The organism is Streptomyces xinghaiensis S187, from assembly GCF_000220705.2.
Lineage (GTDB): Bacteria > Actinomycetota > Actinomycetes > Streptomycetales > Streptomycetaceae > Streptomyces > Streptomyces xinghaiensis.
In genome coordinates, this window is record NZ_CP023202.1 from 857,592 (window position 1) to 875,997 (window position 18,406).

Here is an 18,406-nt window from a genome sequence, read left to right on the forward strand (position 1 = left end):
GGCGGCGCCGCACACTCCCGGTTCATGCCCGGGCGGCCGGCTCCTGCCCGATCGCCGCGTGCAGGCGCCGGGTGTGGTCCACATGGCGCTCGGCTCCCGTCAGCGTGACCCCGGCCGTCAGGCGCGGCTCCGCGCTGGAGGCGGCCAGGCGCAGTTCCAGCTCGCCCGGTTCGACGACGCGCCGGCCGTCGCGCCCGGTGAAGGAGGCGACGTCGGCGGGGACCGTGGCCCGGAGGCGCCGGGCCTCGCCCGGCTCCAGCGCGACCCGGGTGTAGCCGACGAGGCGCTGCACCGGCTGGACGACGGAGGCCACCGGGTCGTGCAGATAGAGCTGGACGACCTCGGTCCCGGACCGCTCGCCGGTGTTGCGGACGGTGAAGGAGAGGGTGAACTCGCCGTCCGTCGGGGCCTCCTGGGCGTCCACGGTCAGATCGGCCCAGTCGAACCGCGTGTAGGACAGACCGTGACCGAAGGCGAACGCGGGGGTCGGGTCGAGGCTGGACACCTCGCTGGCGTGGGCGAGCCGCGCCCCGAGGTAGGTGGCCGGCTGGGAGCCCGGCCCGCGCGCCACGCTCACCGGGAGACGCCCCGAGGGATTGACCCGGCCGCTGAGCACCCCGGCGATCGCGTGCGTCCCCTCCTCGCCCGGGAAGAAGGACTGCACGATCGCGGCGGACTCCGTCACGGCGCGGCCGAGGGCGTACGGCCGTCCCGCGAGCAACACGGTGACCACGGGAGTCTCCAGGTCGAGCAGGGTGTCGAGCAGCTGCTGCTGCGCGCCGGGCAGCTCCAGCGTCCCGACGTCGCAGCCCTCGCCGCTGGTGCCCCGCCCGAAGAGACCGGCGCGGTCGCCGAGCACCACCACAGCGAGGTCGGCCTCGCCTGCCACCCGGGCGGCCTCCTCGATGCCGGACAGGTCCCCGTCGTCGATCCCGGTGCCGCGGGCGACCGTGATCTCGGCGTCCGGGAACTCGGCGGCGAGCGTGTCGCGCAGCGTGGGCAGCTCGATGCCGAGCGGGGTCCCGGGATGCCGGACGCCGATGTGCTGGGGGAAGGAGTAGCAGCCCAGCACGGCGGTGGGTTCGTCGGCGTTGGGGCCGAGCAGGGCGATGCGGCGCGGCCCGGCGAGCGGCAGGGTGCCGTCGTTGCTCAGCAGCACGACGGCTTCCTCGGCGAGTGTGCGGGCCAGCGCGCGGTTCTCCGGGCCGTCGAGGTCGATCCGGCCGCGCAGGGCGTCCGGATCGACCGGGGTGCCCGGATCATCCGGGCCGGCCCCGCCGAGCGCGGCCGGCAGGGGGTCCCAGTCCGGGTCGAGCAGGCCCAGCTCCGCCTTCTGGGTCAGGACCCGGCGCAGGGCGCGGTCGACCAGCGCCTCCGGTACCCGGCCGTCGGCCACGGCCTCGGCCAGGGGCGCGCCGTAGGTCTTGACGTTGGGCAGCTCGACGTCGATGCCCGCGCGCAGCGCCGAGCCGGCGGCGCCGGCCCAGTCGCCCGCGACGCCGTGCAGGGTCTTCAGGAAGGCGACGGCGAAGTAGTCGGCGACGACGGTGCCCTCGAAGCCCCAGGTGTCGCGGAGCAGCCCGGTGAGCAGATCCTCGTCGGCCGCGGAGGGTATCCCGTCGGTGTCGGTGTAGGCGTTCATCACCGACCGGGCGCCGCCCTCGCGGATCGCCATCTCGAAGGGCGGCAGCAGCACGTCGGCGCGCTCCCGCGGGCCCACGGAGGAGGGTGCGAGGTTGCGGCCGGCGCGGGAGGCCGAGTAGCCGGCGAAATGCTTGAGGGTGGCGACGATTCCCGCGCACTCGAGGCCCCGCACATAGGCCGTCCCGATGGTGCCGACGAGGTACGGGTCCTCGCCGATGGTCTCCTCGACCCGGCCCCAGCGGGCGTCGCGCACCACGTCCAGGACGGGCGCGAGCCCCTGGTGGACGCCCACGGCGCGCATGTCGCGGCCGATGGCGGCGGCCATGCGCCGCACCGTGTCCGGGTCGAAGGTGGCGCCCCAGGACAGCGGGACGGGGTAGGCCGTCGCCCCCCAGGCGGCGAAGCCGGCCAGGCACTCGTCATGCGCGAGAGCGGGGATGCCGAACCGGTTCGTGGCGGCGATGCGGGCCTGGGTGCGGGCCAGTGAGAGCGCGCCCAGGGCGGGGTCGACCGGGACGGTGCCGAAGGGGCGGGTCAACTGGCCCAGCCCGGCGGGCAGGAGCGCGTCGAGATCGACGGGCTCCTCCATGTCGTGCTGATGGGGGGCCACCTCACCGCCCTGATCGGAGGCGCCCACCCACACTCCGTACAGCTGGGCGGTCTTCTCCTCAAGGGTCATCGCGCCGATCAGGGCGTCGACCCGCGCGGTGACGGGGACGGCGGGGTCGTTCCAGACGGGGGTGCCGGGGGCGGTATCCGAGGCCACGCTGGCGTTCACTTTCCTCCTACGCCCCTCGGGCCCCGGTGCAGGGAGCGACGGGCGAACGGTTCGACGAGCAGGTCAGGGCGGGGTGTGGCGTCTCCAGGCGGCGTCGCCGCCGGTCAGCGGCTGAACCCGGCGGTCAGGCCGCTGAGCAGCTGACGGCGGCCGAATGCGTACAGGACCAGGACGGGCAGGGTGGTGAGGACGACGGCGGCGAGCACGGCGGGGACGTTGACCCCGTACTGGCCCTGGAAGGTCCACAGCGCCAGCGGCAGGGTCCGCAGGTCCGGGCTCTGCGTGAGGACCAGCGGCAGCAGGAATCCGTTCCAGATGGTCAGCCCGTTGAAGATGGTCACGGTGAGGATGGCCGGCCGGGTCAGCGGTGCCGCCAGCCGCCACAGCGTCGCCCACTCGGTGGCGCCGTCGACCCGCATCGAGTCGAAGAGCTCCTTGGGCACGTCGCGGATGAAATTGGCGAGCACCAGCACGGACAGCGGAATGGCGAAGGCGATCGACGGGAGGATCAGCGCCGGCAGGCTGTCGTACAGGTTCAGCCTGATGATGATCAGGTAGACCGGGATCACCGTCGCCTGCAGCGGGATGGCCAGGCCCATGAGGAACAGCCCGTTCATCGCCCGCAGGAACCGCATGCGCCAGCCACGCACGATCGCGTAGGCGGCCATGAAGGAGAACGCGACCGCCGGTACCACGGCGCCGGCGGTGACCACGACGCTGTTCACGAAGTACCGGAGGAAGTCGGACTCGATGACCAGCCGGTAGTTGTCCAGGGTGGGGCTGCCCGTGGGCACCAGCGGGTTGCTCGCGTAGTAGTTGCTCTGGGCCTTGAGACTGGTGATGAGGGTCCAGTACAGGGGTACGGCGACGACGGCGAGCCAGAGCCATCCGGCCAGCCCGCCGGCCCAGTTGCGCCGGCGGGCGGGCTGCGGGGAACGGTGCTGCCGCTCGCGGTGCGCGGCCTTCTGCGGTCGTCGCGGCTTGGTCAGCATGGTGGTCACGTCAGGCCCCCTCGAGTTGGCTCGCGCCGGCGTCCCGGCCGCCGAGCCGGCGCAGCAGCAGGGCGAGGGCCAGGCCCACCAGGACGAGGATGACCGCGATGGCGCTGGCCGGTCCCATCAGGCTGGCCTGGAAGCCCCGCTTGTACATGTCCAGGGCGAGGACCCGGGTGGCGTCGCCGGGGCCGCCCGCGGTCAGGACGAAGATGAGGTCGAAGAAGGTCAGCGACCCGACCACCATCAGCGTGGACGAGGTGATGATGGTGTACTTCAGCTGGGGCAGCGTGATGCCGAAGAACTGCCGGATCCGTCCGGCCCCGTCCAGCTGCGCCGCCTCGTACAGGGACTTCGGGATCTGCTGGACACCACCCTGGTAGATCAAGGTGTGGAACGGGATGAACTGCCAGGAGACGACGAAGACGACGACCCCGAGGGCGAGCCCGGGGCGCCCCAGCCAGTCCTGGCTGAGCAGCGGGATCCCCAGCCCGGCGCCGAGCCCGAAGTTGGGGTCCAGCAGGGCCTTGTACGCGATCGCGATGGCCGCGGAGCTGAGCATCAGGGGGACGAAGTACACCACGCCCAGCACCGCACGGTAGCGCTGCCGGCCCGCCAGGAAGACGCCGAGCAGGATGCTCAGCGGCGTCTGGACGGCCCAGGACAGGGCCATCACCGCGAACGTCACCCAGAGGGCGTGCGGGAGTCCGGGGTCGGTGAGCACCGCGCGCCAGCTGGTCAGCCCCGACGGGCGGATGGTGCCGATCCCGTCCCACGTGGTGAAGCTCAGCGCCAGGACACCGACGAGCGGAATCACGGCGAAGCCGACGAAGACCACCAGCGCCGGCGTCGCCAGCCACGGCAGGATGCTGCGCGGTGCGCGACGTGGCGGGTGGCCGGTGAGCGCGCTCATTTCCCGATGACCGCGTTGAGGTTGCGGGCGAACCGCTCGGGAGAGATGGACAGCTGGAACAACTTGACGATGTTGTCCAGCAGGGTCTCGGCGGCCGTCGGGCTGAGCGCCTGGTCCCAGGACTGGACGAACACCTCGGCCTTGCTGGCGATGTCGTAGGTGAACCGCAGGAAGTCGGCGCTCTCGGAGGCGGCCAGCAGCTTCTCCGTGCCCAGTCGGATCGGGACCGACCCGTTGTCGATCCACTGCTTCACCTCGGCCTCCTGGAGGACGCCGGTGGCGAAGAAGTCCTTGGCGATCTTCTTCTGCTCCGCGCTCGCCTTCGAGGAGATGGACAGGTACTGGGCGGGGTTGCCGACCGTGTTGCTCGGATCGCCCTTGCCGCCCTCGACGGGCGGGAAGGTCATGTAGCCCAGCCCGCCGCCGGAGACGAAGTCCCCGCCGTCGGTCTGCTGGATGCCGTACGACCAGGCGCCGTGCAGCATCATCGCGGCCTTGCCGGTGTACAGCAGTGCCTGGTCGGCGTTGGAGTCCGCGGTGATCGAGGAGAAGCCCTTGATGAACCCGTCGGCCTCGACCAGCTCCTGCGCCTTGGTCAGCGCCTTGATGGCGTCGGGGTGGGACCAGGCGTCCTTCTCGCCCTCGATGACGGCCTGGAAGACCTCGGAGCCGCCGATGCGGTCGAACAGGAACTCCAGCCACATCATGCTCGTCCACCGGGACTGACCACCGAGGGCGAACGGTGCTATGCCCTTCGCGTTGAACTTGGGCACCAGCGCCATGATGTCGTCCCAGGACTCCGGCGGTTCCACGCCGACCTGGTCGAAGACCTTCCTGTTGTAGTAGAGGATGATCGGCTGCACGGTCTCGCACGGCATCGCGTAGATCTTGCCGTCGACCGTCGCCGCGCCGAACGAGGACGGGAACAGCCCCTCCTTGACGTCGGAGTGCTCCTCGAAGAACGAGGTGAGGTCCTCGACCTGGCCCGCCTCCGCGTAGGTGCGCAGGGTCCCGCCGCCCCAGCCCCAGATGATGGTGGGCGCCTGCCCGGAACCGATGGCGGTCTTGATCTTCGTCTTGTACGCGTCGTTCTGGAAGGTGGTGTCCTTGATCTGCCCGTCGGGGTGGGCCTTGTTGAACGCGTCCACCGCGCCGGCTCTGGCCGTTTCCTGCGGCTGGCCGTTCAGGTACCAGTACGTGGCCCCGCCACCGCTCCGGCCGGGTCCGGACGAGCCGCCGCAGGCCGTCAGCGCCGCGGAGACCGGCACGCCGGCGGCCAGGGCGAGAAGGGTACGTCGGGAGAGCGCCATGTCTTTTCTCCGTACTCGAGAGCCGCCGGCTTCTCGTGAGTCATGGTGAAAGGTTTTCGAAACATCTGTCTCTGAGCCCTGTCCGTGCAAATTAGGTTTCGGGTCGAGCGACTGTCAAGGTGCGTGCGGGCACGTTGTTGGGCGGCAGGCGGCTGCATAAAATCGGGCGGAGAAGGGTCCTGGGGGTCTCGGTAGAGACCGAAACTGTTTCGAAAAGAACCGCGTCGGGGAGTGCCGTGGCCGGCCGGTCCACCGGCCTCAGTGCAGGTCCCGCCGCCGTTCGGGCTGCCGGGCCGGACCGCCCGGCAGCCGCCTCGGCGCGCCGGGGCGCCGCCCCTGGAGGCGGGCGCGGGCGCACGTGGCCGGGACGGCGTGCCGCACGGTGACCGGGTTGCTTTCCCCCGCGGTCGCCCGCGGCTCACGCGGATCGGGGGAGGCGTCGAGGCGAAGGGCCGGCCGGCGCCTCCCCCGACGAGCGCGGCGCCGGATTGCCGTACGGTTGACCGGCTCCACCTGCGCCGCCGTCCCGTCCGGCGGCTCACCACACCGGTGGACGTACAGCTGAGAGGAACCGATGCGAGCGAACGGCAGGCGCACCACGCTGGCGGACATCGCCCAGGCGGCCGGGGTCTCCGTCGCGACCGTGTCCAAGGTGGTCAACGGCCGCGGTGACGTGGCGCCGCGCACCCGCGCCCGGGTGCAGGAACTGCTCCACCAGCACGACTACCTCGCGCCCGTGTTCCGTCACACCGAGGCCGTCGAGAGCCCGACCATCGAGGTGCAGTTCAAGGGGGGCCTCAAGTCGTACGTGGCCGAGACCCTGGAGGGCATCGTCGACGCCGCGGCCGAACTGGGGGCCTCGGTGGTGGTCAGCAAGGCGTCCAGCGCCCCGCACTGGGCCCGGGACCTGGTCTCCGCCGGGCGCCGCGCCGTCATCGCGGTCACCAGCGTGTACACCGCGGCGCATCTGAACGAACTGGCCCGGTCCGGGCTGCCGCTGGTCGTGCTCGACCCGCTGCACCTGCCGGACAGCCGGGTCCACAGCGTCGGGGCGACCAACTTCGCGGGCGGCCTGGCCGCGACCCGGTACCTGCTCTCCCTCGGCCACCGCCGCATCGCCTATCTCGGCGGACCCGCCATGGCCGTGTGCAACCAGGCACGCATGCACGGCTACCGCGCCGCGCTGGAGGCGGAAGGCGCACAGGTGCCCGAGGCCTACGTCCGGCCCGGAGAATTCACCTACGAGACCGGGTTGCTCGGCGCCACGGAGCTCCTGGGCCTGGACGAGCGGCCGACGGCGATCTTCGCGGGCAACGACGAGATCGCCCTGGGCGTGATCGAGACCGCCCGCGCCCGGGGCCTGCGCGTCCCCGAGGACCTGAGCGTGGTCGGCTTCGACGACACCAGCCTGGCCCGGATGGCCTCACCACCGCTGACCACCGTGCGCCAGCCGCTGCGGGAGATGGGCGGTGCCGCCCTGCGCACCGCCCTCCGGCTGGCAGGCGGTGAGAAGGCCGAGTCCCACCACGTCGAACTCGCCACCGAACTCGTGGTACGCGCCTCCACGGCGCCGCCCCGGGGGCGGTAGAGGGCCGGCTGCGGAACGCGCTGTGTGACCGGCCGTCCCCGTATCAGGGCCGGTCCGGGGCAGAGGGGTGCGCCGCGTGGCCGCCTCACTGCCCTCACTGCCCTCACCGCGGTGGCAGTCGTGGGCCCGGGCGTACTGGGCGGGTGTCCGGCCGTACTGCTGCTCGAAGGCACGGATGAAGTGACTGCTGTCCGCGAACTGCCAGTGGGCGGCGAGTTCCGAAACGCTCAGCCGGCCGCGCGGCGCGGCCAGGAGCCGAAGACGGGCCTGCTCCAGCCGGCGGCGGAAGCAGGCGCCCACGGACTCCCCGGCCGCGGCGAACACCCGGTGCGGCGTCCCTACCGAGATGCTGAGCTCACGGGCCGGCATCGAAGGGGAGAGATCAGGGCCGGTGAGGCGGCTGTCCACGATGTCCTTCGCCGCCTGCGCCACCGCCCGGGCCAGACGGGGCTCGTCGCCGTCGAGCTCCCGCCGCAGCACGCCCCCGACCAGCTCGACCAGGGCCGCCGGGGACGTCGCCGAGTCCGACACCCGGAGTCCCCACGGGGTCGCGAACGCCGGCTCCGGCGGCCCGGTCGAGTACCTGATCATGTTCGGGCCACAGGGAGAGCGCCTGCGACCGCGCACCCCGCCCGCCCCCGGCCCCGGGGCCCGGTAGCCGGCGGCGAACGAACGGCCCGACGTCCCCAGGCAGTGCCGCTGCCCGACGAGGCCGGCTTGGACGTCGGCGCCTCATCGGCATACCCGCGCTGACCGCGCACCAAGCGGTCGAGAGCCGCGCGGTCGGCAGGGTCCTGGTGGACGTCACCTCCTGACGTTCAGCACCTCGTGGAGGGCGCAAGCGCGTGCCTCACGGGTCCTTGATGGCGAAGATGATCCGGTGGTTCACGATGTCGCGATCGACGCTCCGGGCAGCTGTTGCACAGGCCCGGCAGACGACGCCGAGAACGCATGGCCGCAGGCCCGTACATCGAAGCGTTCCGGCCCAAAGCCGGCACCTGTGACTCCGGGCCGTTCATTTCGTGTGGCGAGTCCGTGAAGGCGGATGAGGTGCGGGCAGCCGCTCACCGTTGCCCCTCCGCCGTCACCGCCTGATCCTCACTGTTCGTCACACGTTGTTCGCGCGCCGCCGTTTGGTCCCACCGGGCTGGGACGAGAGCTGTCAGCATCAGGAGCGCGGTCAGGACGAATGCCCAGGGGTAGCCGGTGAAGCCGGCCACCGCGCCGAAGCCCACCGCGCCGAAGCCCATACCCGCGTCGTAGGCGACATTCCACAGGGCGCTCACCGTCCCGTACCCGGAGGCCGGGACCCGGGAGTACATCAGCGTGATGGTCGCGCTCTGGGTGATGCCGAAGCCGACGCCGAATACGGCCGCACCCGCGACGACCGCGACGGGGACGCCCGTGAGGGCAACGACGAGGATGCCGGAGGCTGAGACGACCAGCCCCGGTACGACCAGCCCGGCGGCTCCGCGCCGGTCGGAGTGCCGGCCGGCGAACCAGCGGGATGCGGTCGCGGCGGCCGGTTGCGCGAAGAGCGCCGCGGTGACCGCGCCGGAATGGCCCGGCGCCACGGCGAGCGGCAGAAAGGTGACGACGATCCCCGCGCCCACCGCGGTGACCGCGAACACGACCGTGGGGCGGCCCAGCGTGCCGGAACGAGCCCCGGCGAAAATGCCCAGGGGCGGCCCCGATACCGCTTCCCGGCCGGGCAGGCCCGGAACGGCGGCGATGGAGACCAGGGCGATCAGTGCCGCCACCCAGCAGACGGGCCCGTACCCCGTGTGCGCTGCCAGCCAGGACCCGAGCGGCAGGCCCACCAGGGATGGCACGCCGGCCATGACGCCGATCAGGGCCAGCCCTTCCCCGCGGCGTTCGGGCGGAATCAGCGGCGCCGTCAGAGCCCCACCCGCCACCAGGGTGAACGCGAACCCGAGTCCCCGGACACAGCACACCGCGGCGATCCACACCATGCTCTGCGACATCGTCAGGGCCAGTGCCGGTGCGCCCAGCAACAACAACCCCGCCCCCAGCATCAGGCGGTAGCCACAGCGTGCAGCCAACCATGGGGCCGTCAGCTCGCCGACCACCGTGGCCGACATCAGCACACCGGTGGCCAGGCCCGCCTTGTCGCTGCTCCCGCCCGGCCCGCTTTGCGCGTACGCCGGGACGACCGACAGCAGCAGAAAGAAGCTCGCCGAGGAACCGATGACCGTCACAAAGCGCAGCAGCAGCGGGCGGGTCACCAGACGCGGTCGCGCCCCGGCAGCACGGTCCTCAGGACCGACGGATGAGGCCATGGGGTGAAACCTAGGGGCCGGAGCCGCCCGAAGGCTTCCCGTTTCCAAGCCTGTTCAGCAAGCCGGTTCGTCGCCGGCTCCCGGAGGGCCGTACGGCCGGCTCTGGGGCGGGGGCTGCCCAAACCGTCTCCGCGCCTACGGGCGCCCACCGGCTTGGGCGAGTTCATCCGCACTTGTGCAGGTGGCCAAAGACGCTGTGCGCGGTCGCGGTCGCGGTTGCGGTTGCGGTTGCGGGGTGCGCACCCTCGGCCTTGACAATCCATGTCAACGACTGAAAGCTGACCGACCAGTCGGTATGAAGTGGCGGGCCGTGGGCGAACTGCGCGACTCCACTGCTGGGGGCGTGCTCGACGCGCTTCCGGCGGATCCGCCCCCGCGCCGCCCGTTGCTGTGGCCGCTCGGCTTCCCGCGGACCGGCCTGATGTGGCAGCGGCAGACGGCACTGGCCGTGCACGGTGACCGGGTGGTGGCACCGAACAGCGCGGACTCCCCCGGGTCCAGCCCCGGACGGCCCCGCCCCGGCGCTGAACCGGTACCGGGCCTGGCGTCCCGACGGTGCGATCGGCGTCATCGACGTCTCCACGCCGTACGTCCGGGACACGGGGGACAGCACCTTCGGCCCGGCGGCCGCGCAGGAGACCGGGCAGCGGGTCACGGACCGTACCGGTTCGAGACCCTTTGGAGGAAGCCACCGGGTCTCCGAGGAGGCGCCCGAGACGCTGAGCCGCCTGCCGCTCGGACATCTGCGAGCGCGCGGCGAGTACGGAACCACAGTGAACTCCCCGTCTGTTGACTCTCAGAAGAGGTGACCCGATGAAGACAGCGCGAACAGCCTGGCGCCGACTCGAACCCGTACACGTCATGATCTACTTCGTCCCCGAGGGACGGCGGCGGTACGCCGACCTCGGACTCAGCGGACGCACCGGGTACTTCGTATCCCGGAGCGCCGCCTTGGGCCGAGCATCCGCCGAGCTGGTCATCTCGACCTTCTACAACTTCAACCCCGATTTCGTACGGAAGGCAGTCGACGGGGCCTGGGACACGGCGACGCCGCAGCAGGTGCTGGACGCGCGGCACGCCGCCGCGAGCGAGGCCCTGCGACGGGCCGGGATCCACGAACTGCCCGCTCTGGACGAGGTCCTGGCGCTGACCCGCAGGGCCGCCGAGGCGGCCTGCGAACACGCCCAGGGCCGCGCGCTGTTCGCCGCGCATGCCGCTCTGCACTGGCCGGAGGAACCGGTGCTGCAGTTGTGGCACGCCCAGACCCTGCTCCGGGAGTTCCGTGGGGACGGCCATGTCGCGTGCCTGCTGAGCGAGGGCGTCGGGGGCCTGGAGTCCCTGGTTCTGCACGCCGCCACCGGCGAGGTTCCCGTCGACTTCCTCAAGGGAAGCCGCGCGTGGCCCGAGGAGGAGTGGGCCGGCACCGAGGAAAGCCTGCGCTCGCGGGGTCTTCTCGACGGCGACTCCCTCAGCCCGGAGGGCGTACGCCTGCGCCGGCACATCGAGGACCGCACCGACCAGCTGGCCCTTCCCGCCTACGCCGCCCTGGGTGAGGCCGACTGCGAACGCCTCGCCGAACTCGCGAGCCCCTTCGGCCACGCGGTCGTCGACGCCGGCCTCCTCAAGATCGGCTAACCGATACCTCCACCCCTTCCGCCTCGTGGTCGTCCTGCTCGACCGGGCGGCCATGGCCGACGACAGAGCTCTGGCCGCCACTGGTCACGGCGCGGCATCCGACGGCGGTTGTGGTCCGGCCGCTGGGTGGCAATGACGCCGGCCGTAAGATGCGGGCGAGGAGCCGGTACGGCCGCGGCTGTCCCGGAGGGGGCCCGCGCCCGCCGTACCGGCCCACCGCGAGGCGGGCATGGGACTCCGCTCGGCCGCGGAGCACGCGCGGGGCCGGCTCGTCCGGCGCCTCGCTACAGGACGGACATGCCGCTGAGATCGACGACGGAGGGCTTCCGCCCGGACTCGGCAAACTCCCACGCCGCGATCTCCGCGCTCTCCGGCACGCGGTAGACGAACAGCATCTCGTCCTTGCGGCCGGGCCGAAGCCGGTCGTCGCAGTCGGGATTCCCCGGGACACCGTAGAGGCCGGCGAGGGGTTCGTAACGGCGGCCCCGGTCGTCGACCAGGGTGCTGGTGAAGGGCGGTGAGCAGGTCAGACCCATACTGGCCTTCGTGTCGTTGCGGACGACGGTCTCCAGTGCCACGATCTTCCCTTTGCCGCCCGCCCGCTCCGTGCCTCCCTCCATTGCGATCTCGTCGGCGTCCCATACTCTGCCGATCTTGACTGCCACGCCGCCGCTGCGGGCCTCCTCGCCGCCCGTGAAACGGGTCGCCGGCCCAGTGCTCCCTGCGGTCGCCCCGGGGCCGGGGTCGGAGCCGGCCGGGCCGCCGCAGGCAGTCATGACCAGGGCCGCGCAGACGGTCGCGGCGGTGGTGGTGGCGCGAGTGCGCATGGTGTCCCCCAGTGGTGTGGTCGTCCATGATCCTCCGGGACACTACCGGCGCCGCAGGGCCGTGTGGCCGACTCGTTACCGTGCACGAACTGTCCCTCCGGTCACGGTCTCCACAGTGGGAGGGGAGGTGCAGACACGAACCGCGAGCAAAGCTACGAGAGGCCCCCCTCGGCGGACGGCTCAACAGTCGGCGGGAACTGCTCCGGTCACTCCAGGCTCACCGCGCCCGCTGAGGCGCCGGCGGCGGACGCGGCGGGGGATGGGGTGGGGGTGGTCGAGGTCGTGGGCGCGGGGGCGGAAACATGGAAGAAGGCGACGTAGACGCCGATGGCCCACAGCGGCGACGAGATGCGCCAGGCCGAGGATGTGATGGCCAGGGCGAGCGCGACACAGGCGAGCATGCCGGGAACGGGGAAGACGATCCGGCTCAGTGGCACCCAGGTGGCATGCGCTTGCACCTGATCGACGGGCGGCTTGCTCGTCAGGACCTCGAGCTCCGGGGAGCGCCCCAGCCGTCCGGCCAGTTGCTCTTCGACGGCACCGAGGCGGCCTTCCGCGTTGCGCCGCCCGAGCTGCTTCAGCAGAGGCACGCTACCGAGTCGGCGACCTGGTACGCGTGTGCCGCTCACCCAGGGGATGTAGAACGCGACGAGCGTGCCCAGCGTCGCAAGGAGCCAGAAGTAGAAGACGAACCACAAGAAGGTCTGTCGCATGCCCATGGGAGTGCAGAGTGGCATGAGGCACTGAGCCTTTTCCATCATCGGTCTGAGCCGGCCGGATGCAGGGTGAGGACGGCTTGGACCAGGGCGGTGATCCGGGTGGTCGAGCAGCGGAGCACTTCACCGGGGGTAGTGATCATCCCCGGGGTGCATGACGCGTCAGTCCCACCAGAAGTCCCAGTTGTGGACACCGGTCATCCGCTCGGCGTACGCGGCCAGTGTGTATGGCCGGCTGCCCTGCCAGATGGTGTCGGGGCAGAAGGCGAAGTGTTCGGCCGCGATGAGCAGAGCGTCCTCCTCCGTCACCGGTGGGGCGGCGACGCTGAGGTGCAGGGTGGAGAATCCGGCCGCGACGACACGGGCGCCGAATCGGTGCTCCCAGTCGCGGATGACGGCGGAGAACTTCGCCGTGTCGTTGTCGTAGTTGGCGGGTCCCGACCAGCCTGCCGCCGTGAGGGCGTCGGCGCCTGAAGCCGCGGCGGCCAGCCCCAGCCGTGACTGCGGGCGGTCCGCGAGAAAAGCCTGCGCGTACTCGGCGGCCAGGTCGTCGGCGTCCGCCGCTGCCTGCCGGCTGGGGGCGGTGCCGGGCCAGCGCTGTCCGTGGGGGGCTGTTTCGGCGAGGCGCTGCTCGACGGAGGGCGCGTCGTCGTCTTCGTCGACGGCGGTGTGCGCCGCCCACCATTCCGCGAGGAGGCCGGCCGGTTCGTGGTCCGTCGGGGAGGACATCTGCTTGCGTCGTCCCCCGGATCGAGTGCGTCGAGCAGGAGCGGCCAGAGGCCGGAACGCGTGTGCTCGGCGTGTATCCGCGCCCATAGTCCGGCTGTGGCCGGACGGTCGCTGAGCCACAGCGGTTGTACGTCTCCGTCGCCCTCGTCAGAGGTGATCAGCCGGGAGGGAGTGGAGTCCCGAGGTTCCTTCCGGGTTCGGCGGGCAAGGGCGGCTGCCGGTGCTGCTGGGATGCCCACACCGCGCGGTCGCGGTACTGCTGGAAGGCGTGCCAGCCGGCCGTCTGCCGCGGAGTGATCAGCTCGCCCTCCGCGCAGTCGAGGACCTTGCAGCGCAGAACGTCCGCGAGGTGGAAGACGGGGTCGAGCACGTCGTCGCCGGAGCCTCTGATGTGGAGCATGATCGAGTCCACCGGGTCTTCCGAGCCGATGTTGAGCTCCATGGACCAGGTGGGGCCGAGGAGTTGCCCCCAGGTGGGGTCGGAGAGGTCGGATTCGGGGACGGCCCGGGTGATGGCCGCGAGGACGTCGTCCCGGCTGCCGAGCGGGGCCGAGGCGTAGTCGTCGGGGATCTGCCGCAGCGAGGCGGCTTCGTCGGGCAGACGCAGGAGCAGCACGTCCCAGCTCATGGTGGGCCTTCCCGGGGTGACGCGTGGACTGGTGGCGGGGGTTCGGTCGTTCAGAGCAGCGTGAGCTGTTGTGCGGGAGGCTGGGGCATGAGCACGTTCCGCAGGTTCCGGATGCTCGTGCGCCAGGGGCCGCCGTCCGACTCGTCCCAGAGTTCCATCAGCTCCGACGGTGCGGTCATGACGCGGTCGAGGGCTTGGAGCGCGAGGTCGCGGAGATCCATGAGGTCGGGGAGGGGCTCTTTCGGTCCGTAGACGGGGTCGGTGGGCTCGCCTTCGGGGCACTGCGCGGCGATGAGGGCGGCCGCCGCGACGGCTTCCTCGGACTCGGGTGCTTCGAGATAGCCCGCGGTGTCGATCACGCGGGTGAGGGTGTCGTGGACGATGCCCGCGCGTTTCTCTGCGGCGGCCTCGTCGAGGGTGCCGCTGAAGTCCGCCGCGGTGTCGTTGCCGAAAGGCCCGACATCCCAAGTGCCCATGAGATTCTCCCGTTTCGTGGCCGTTCTGCGAATCTTGGCAGCAGCCACTGACAAAGAGCCCTGCCCGGGCGGTGACGGGAGCGGTCTCGCGGCTCATCACGGTGGAGGGCGCAGTCAGGGGTATGAAGCCGCCGGTGTCGAGCAGGCTGCGCGCGATGTGGTTGGCCAGGTTACGGAAGCCGAGAACGGTGCCGCGAAGGTGTCGAGTCGGCCGTTGACGGCCTCGGGCACGAGCCCAGAGTGTGACCGCTGGTGGTCGTCCGGTGGTGTTGGGCCGATCAAGCGCGGTCGTGGAGCGTGATCTGGTAGCCGTCGGGGTCGGCGAAGGTGAAGGTCCGGCCGAAGGGGCCGTCGATCGGTGCGGAGACGATGGTGTGACCGTCGGCGACGAGCGCGTCGTGGATGGCCTGGACGTCGGTGGCGTGGAGCCAGATCGCGGCACCGATGCCGGGCTGAGCGACGGATGCGAGGTCGGTGCCGGGAATGACGTCGCGGAGTGCGAAGGCGATCGGCTTCGCCTCGAAGACGACGGCGTGCGGAGGTCCGGCCGGCGAGCGGACGAGGCCGAGGTACTGCTCGTAGAACGCCTGCGAAGCGTCGCGGTCGCGCACTTGGAGCGAGATGAAGTCGGGGCCGGTGACGGGCATGATGACACTCCTTCTCTTCATGTCAGCTTCCTGACACGCATCAACCTATGTCAGAATACTGACATGAAGCAAGAAGGTGTCGGCGTCGACCTGGAGACGTCACTGGGCTACCTGCTCAAAGAAGCGTCGAGCGCCCTCCGTACGGCCATGGAGGAAGTGCTGCGACCGCTCGGGATGAGCGTGACGCACTACTCCTGCCTGGAACTGCTGGCACAACGACCGGGCTTGTCCAACTCCGAGCTCGCGCGCGGCGCGTTCGTGACACGGCAGACGATGAACGTGCTGCTCCAGGCCCTGGAACGAGACGGCTACGTGACCAGGCCCGCGGAAGCACCCGTCGGGAAGGCGCTTCCCACGCGGCTCACGCCTCGCGGCCGGCGAAGCCTCGAGAAGGCGAGCGCAGCCGTCCGGTCCGTCGAGGCCAGAATGCTGGCCGGCCTGACCGAGGCCGAGCAGTCGGACGCGTTGCGGATCCTGCGGCGGATGATCCATTCCCTGCGCGCCGACAACGACGGCGCGTAGCTCGTTCCACGGCGCACGTTTCGACACGGCGCGGTACGGCCACCGGCCCGCTGCGCGACTCCGGCCCAAGGATGCGCTCCCCCACCGGCTGAAGCCGGTGGTCCCCTCGCAAGAAGGTCTGATGGACGAGGATGCCGCCCGACACGCAAACCCGTCATCTCATGGCCCGCGCCATGGCCGCTCCGGCGCCGACGTCAGCATCGGCACGGGCTCCGGGGCCCGCCACGAAGCCCGAATCCACGCCTGACGAGGGGCCGATGCCACCCAGGACTCATGTGATCGATCCCAGCGTTACGCTGAGGTCGTGACAGGCAAGAGAACAAGTGAACGGTGGCTCTTCGCCATGCTTGCCGCTTCCGCGGTGGTCGTCTCGGCGTGCTCGGGGGCGGTCGACCCGGAGAAGCTGCCCGGTGTGTACCGCAACGCCGACGGCGGGCAGATCGAGCTCTCGGCGGACGGCACGTTCTCGGCCACCGGTGTGACGACGGGCGAGGGTGCGGATCCGGTCGACTTCAGTGGCAGCTGGGACTATGAGGATCCGGGAACGTCGAGCGATTTCGTGTACTTGGGGGTCGAGGACGGCGGGCTCGGCAAGATCGGCGGGATCCAGCTCTATGTAGACGATCAGGACACTCTGCACTTCCGGTCCGATCCGGACGGGCCGGTCACACAGGAGCTCAACAAGACGAGCTGAGTGGCCTGACGGCTTGGGCATCTCGGTGACCCCCCGCCCCGCCAACTGCCCCGGAGCCAGCGGCCGGTGGGATGGGCGCGGTTCGCTCTCCTTCATCGCCTCGTTCCACTGCGCGTCCTTGCCGACAGCCGCGCTCGACATCGGTCTGCCCGAGGCCGGGACGCTGCTGTTCTCCTCCTTCGACGGCCGGCTCGATGACGGCGAAGTCCGCTACTCCTGCCGATCCGCCCGCGGCGGCGGCCCGTACTCCGCGCCCGGCTGGGCGAGCCGGTGAGCGAGGTGGGCGAGCCATCCGCTCGGTGAGTACGGTGCGGGGGGATCGACCTCCATGCCCAGCTCCGCCACGGCCAAGGCATGGTCCGACTCGTCGAGGTCCAGGGCGAGCAGCTCGTGCAGCTCGCCGACGAGGCGGGCGACGAGTTGCGGATCGGTGGAGGCTTGATAGTCCGCGATGGCCGCCTCGTGGTCCTCGAACTCGTCCGGCATGTCCTGCGAGAACCACCCGCCGAGGAACTGGCCGAGCTCCGGGAACCGGGCGTGCCACTCCCGGTTGGTGGCGGGCGCGGCGGGCGGCGGCACCTCGCCCTCCTCGATGCTGTGCCTGATGTGGTCGGCGAGCGTGTGCAGCCACTCCTGGACCTCTCCCTCCGGCAGGCCCACGTCGGGGATGGCGTAGAACTCGCCCAGTCGCAGCCGGAGCCGTCCGGGCGGGTTCTCGGCGTACTCGCGCGCCTGGCGCTCGGCGACCGCCAGTGCCCGGGGACGGGTGTGCCAGGTGTGCCGGAGGTAAGCCGTCAGGGCTTGGCCGGGTGTGTCCGGGGTGTCGTCCGCCGGCTGCCCGGCGTAGGCACGGATCAGCTCGTCCAGCTCGCCGTAGCGGCGGTCGTGTTCGAGAGGGCTCAGGGGCACGGGGGTTGGGCCTTTGCGGATGAAGGGCTGAGGGCTGAGGGCTGTGGCTAAAGGTGGACGGGAAACGTGGCGTGGACGACGAAGCCGTGCGGGGCCGAAGTGTCCCGCTTGAGCACGACACGCGCCGCATGTACGTCGATGGGCTCCCGCCCGGCCAGCATCATCGCCTGCAACAACACCCGGCCGACCGGCTCGGGCCGCGCGGGCCAGGACGCCTCGATGGTCAGCCGCGGACGCGTGCCCTGGGCGAGCCAGCGGTGGATGAGCTGCTCGTTGACGGTGACGACCTGCTGCGTGGCCCATCGGGCGGTTTCACGGTCCGGGTAGGTGGCGGACCGGTTCCGGGACGGCATGGCGGGAGAGACCTCTGAAGGGTGTGGTGTCATGACAGGACGGTGTGCTCTCGCCGCATGTGGTCGTCAACAGCCTGGAGCAGCTGGCGCAGTGCCTCCGGGGACACCCAGCCGATGACAGCGGACAGGCTGTCCTCCATCGCTCGCTTTCCCGGGAAGAGCACGAGAGCGGACTGGGCCTCGGCCGCGAGAGGGGCCAGGAACTCGCCGCAGTAGGGGTGCTCGGAATCGATCGCGGCCTGAATGGAGTCATGAAGAGTCGCGTCTTCCCCGTCGTACACCCAGTTGGCCCCGAAGCCGGAAAGCCGGGGGAATCCGACCTCGACTTCCCAGCGGGCCAGGGGAAGCTCGTCGTAGTCGTCCTGCGGGTCCTGTTCCAGGGCCCGAAGCTTCCCCGCCAGGGAGTGCAGGTACGTGCCGGGCTCCGTTCCCCCGCCGGCTCGTTCCAGCTGCCGGCGGAACTCCTGCGGCAGCGCTTCCATGCCGTCGGCGCGGAGACCGGCGACGTGGTCGAACAGCGCGGCCACCGTGGCGATCGGACACACCCAGTCCGTCACGCCGGTCACCCGCGTGATCCGGACGAAACGCCGCAGCTCCTCGTCGAGGGACAGCGTCTCCCCGGAGTCCCGCACCGCGGCGGCGATATCCAGCACCCTCCTCACCGGACCGTCGATGAAGAGACGTGTGGTGTGCGAGACCACGCTGTCACCGTCCTCGTTGCCAACAGACACGAACCACGAACAAA

General features: G+C 71.0%; 19 protein-coding genes and 2 pseudogenes. 6 read left to right on the forward strand and 15 right to left on the reverse strand.

Going from position 1 to position 18,406, the window contains the following annotated elements:
• Positions 1-22: 22 nt before the first annotated feature.
• The 4 genes from SXIN_RS03635 to SXIN_RS03650 all read right to left on the reverse strand — a co-directional run bounded on the left by SXIN_RS03635 (position 23) and on the right by SXIN_RS03650 (position 5,637).
• Positions 23-2,422 carry a beta-xylosidase/alpha-l-arabinosidase gene (locus SXIN_RS03635; protein ID WP_019710620.1) on the reverse strand — a complete coding sequence of 800 codons (2,400 nt, stop codon included), beginning with the start codon at positions 2,420-2,422 and terminating at the stop codon, positions 23-25.
• A gap of 104 nt (positions 2,423-2,526) precedes the next feature.
• Complete coding sequence (locus tag SXIN_RS03640; RefSeq protein ID WP_019710621.1) at positions 2,527-3,423, reverse strand: carbohydrate ABC transporter permease; 897 nt, start codon at positions 3,421-3,423, stop codon at positions 2,527-2,529.
• 1 nt (position 3,424) lies between these two features.
• A complete protein-coding gene (locus SXIN_RS03645) occupies positions 3,425-4,327 on the reverse strand; it encodes a carbohydrate ABC transporter permease (protein WP_019710622.1) in 903 nt (300 codons plus the stop codon).
• Positions 4,324-5,637: an extracellular solute-binding protein gene (locus SXIN_RS03650; protein ID WP_019710623.1), complete on the reverse strand. Its 1,314-nt coding sequence runs from the start codon at positions 5,635-5,637 to the stop codon at positions 4,324-4,326. Before SXIN_RS03650 ends, SXIN_RS03645 begins: the two co-directional genes overlap by 4 nt.
• Positions 5,638-6,211: 574 nt before the next feature.
• Between SXIN_RS03650 and SXIN_RS03655 the strand changes: the two genes are divergently transcribed.
• Positions 6,212-7,225 (forward strand): LacI family DNA-binding transcriptional regulator, encoded by a 1,014-nt coding sequence (locus tag SXIN_RS03655; protein WP_019710624.1) that lies wholly within the window; start codon positions 6,212-6,214, stop codon positions 7,223-7,225.
• 138 nt (positions 7,226-7,363) lie between these two features.
• On the opposite strand, the pseudogene SXIN_RS31885 reads toward SXIN_RS03655, so the two are convergent.
• Positions 7,364-7,594 (reverse strand): annotated as a pseudogene (locus tag SXIN_RS31885) (helix-turn-helix domain-containing protein); the annotation flags it as partial.
• 133 nt (positions 7,595-7,727) lie between these two features.
• On the opposite strand from SXIN_RS31885, the pseudogene SXIN_RS31890 reads away from it, so the two are divergent.
• A pseudogene (locus tag SXIN_RS31890) lies at positions 7,728-7,883 on the forward strand (helix-turn-helix domain-containing protein); the annotation flags it as partial.
• A gap of 406 nt (positions 7,884-8,289) precedes the next feature.
• Here the strand turns inward: SXIN_RS31890 and SXIN_RS03670 are convergent.
• Positions 8,290-9,525, reverse strand: a complete 1,236-nt coding sequence (locus SXIN_RS03670; protein WP_050931018.1) for an MFS transporter — start codon at positions 9,523-9,525, stop codon at positions 8,290-8,292.
• A gap of 813 nt (positions 9,526-10,338) precedes the next feature.
• Here SXIN_RS03670 and SXIN_RS03675 point away from each other — a divergent pair.
• On the forward strand, positions 10,339-11,160 hold the full coding sequence (locus SXIN_RS03675) for an SCO6745 family protein (RefSeq protein ID WP_039822990.1): 822 nt from the start codon (positions 10,339-10,341) through the stop codon (positions 11,158-11,160).
• 284 nt (positions 11,161-11,444) lie between these two features.
• Here SXIN_RS03675 and SXIN_RS03680 read toward each other — a convergent pair whose 3' ends face one another.
• From SXIN_RS03680 to SXIN_RS03705, 6 genes are all read right to left on the reverse strand, one after another.
• Entirely contained in the window at positions 11,445-11,987 is a 543-nt protein-coding gene (locus tag SXIN_RS03680) for a hypothetical protein (protein ID WP_019710628.1), read from the reverse strand.
• Positions 11,988-12,193: 206 nt separating this feature from the next.
• Positions 12,194-12,706, reverse strand: a complete 513-nt coding sequence (locus SXIN_RS03685) for a hypothetical protein (protein ID WP_019710629.1) — start codon at positions 12,704-12,706, stop codon at positions 12,194-12,196.
• A 159-nt stretch (positions 12,707-12,865) separates the two neighbouring features.
• Complete coding sequence (locus tag SXIN_RS03690; protein ID WP_019710630.1) at positions 12,866-13,432, reverse strand: DUF4253 domain-containing protein; 567 nt, start codon at positions 13,430-13,432, stop codon at positions 12,866-12,868.
• Between the two features lie 157 nt (positions 13,433-13,589).
• On the reverse strand, positions 13,590-14,060 hold the full coding sequence (locus SXIN_RS03695) for a hypothetical protein (RefSeq protein WP_019710631.1): 471 nt from the start codon (positions 14,058-14,060) through the stop codon (positions 13,590-13,592).
• 50 nt (positions 14,061-14,110) lie between these two features.
• The gene (locus SXIN_RS03700) at positions 14,111-14,536 is read right to left on the reverse strand and encodes a DUF4259 domain-containing protein (protein WP_019710632.1); all 426 of its coding nucleotides are present in this window, start codon (positions 14,534-14,536) and stop codon (positions 14,111-14,113) included.
• 278 nt (positions 14,537-14,814) lie between these two features.
• Positions 14,815-15,183, reverse strand: a complete 369-nt coding sequence (locus SXIN_RS03705; protein ID WP_019710633.1) for a VOC family protein — start codon at positions 15,181-15,183, stop codon at positions 14,815-14,817.
• Positions 15,184-15,246: 63 nt separating this feature from the next.
• On the opposite strand from SXIN_RS03705, the gene SXIN_RS03710 reads away from it, so the two are divergent.
• From SXIN_RS03710 to SXIN_RS31895, 3 genes are all read left to right on the forward strand, one after another.
• Positions 15,247-15,705 carry a MarR family winged helix-turn-helix transcriptional regulator gene (locus SXIN_RS03710; protein ID WP_019710634.1) on the forward strand — a complete coding sequence of 153 codons (459 nt, stop codon included), beginning with the start codon at positions 15,247-15,249 and terminating at the stop codon, positions 15,703-15,705.
• Between the two features lie 304 nt (positions 15,706-16,009).
• On the forward strand, positions 16,010-16,399 hold the full coding sequence (locus tag SXIN_RS03715) for a hypothetical protein (protein WP_039822992.1): 390 nt from the start codon (positions 16,010-16,012) through the stop codon (positions 16,397-16,399).
• Positions 16,400-16,412: 13 nt separating this feature from the next.
• Positions 16,413-16,673, forward strand: coding sequence for a hypothetical protein (locus SXIN_RS31895; RefSeq protein ID WP_039822995.1), 261 nt, complete (start codon positions 16,413-16,415; stop codon positions 16,671-16,673).
• Here SXIN_RS31895 and SXIN_RS03725 read toward each other — a convergent pair.
• From SXIN_RS03725 to SXIN_RS03735, 3 genes are read right to left on the reverse strand one after another with little or no spacing between them, the layout of a single operon-like run.
• The gene (locus SXIN_RS03725) at positions 16,610-17,308 is read right to left on the reverse strand and encodes a contact-dependent growth inhibition system immunity protein (RefSeq protein ID WP_019710636.1); all 699 of its coding nucleotides are present in this window, start codon (positions 17,306-17,308) and stop codon (positions 16,610-16,612) included. The genes SXIN_RS31895 and SXIN_RS03725 overlap by 64 nt on opposite strands.
• 47 nt (positions 17,309-17,355) lie before the next feature.
• The gene (locus SXIN_RS03730) at positions 17,356-17,661 is read right to left on the reverse strand and encodes an RNase A-like domain-containing protein (RefSeq protein WP_019710637.1); all 306 of its coding nucleotides are present in this window, start codon (positions 17,659-17,661) and stop codon (positions 17,356-17,358) included.
• Between the two features lie 29 nt (positions 17,662-17,690).
• On the reverse strand, positions 17,691-18,392 hold the full coding sequence (locus SXIN_RS03735) for a hypothetical protein (protein ID WP_238153665.1): 702 nt from the start codon (positions 18,390-18,392) through the stop codon (positions 17,691-17,693).
• Positions 18,393-18,406: the final 14 nt, after the last annotated feature.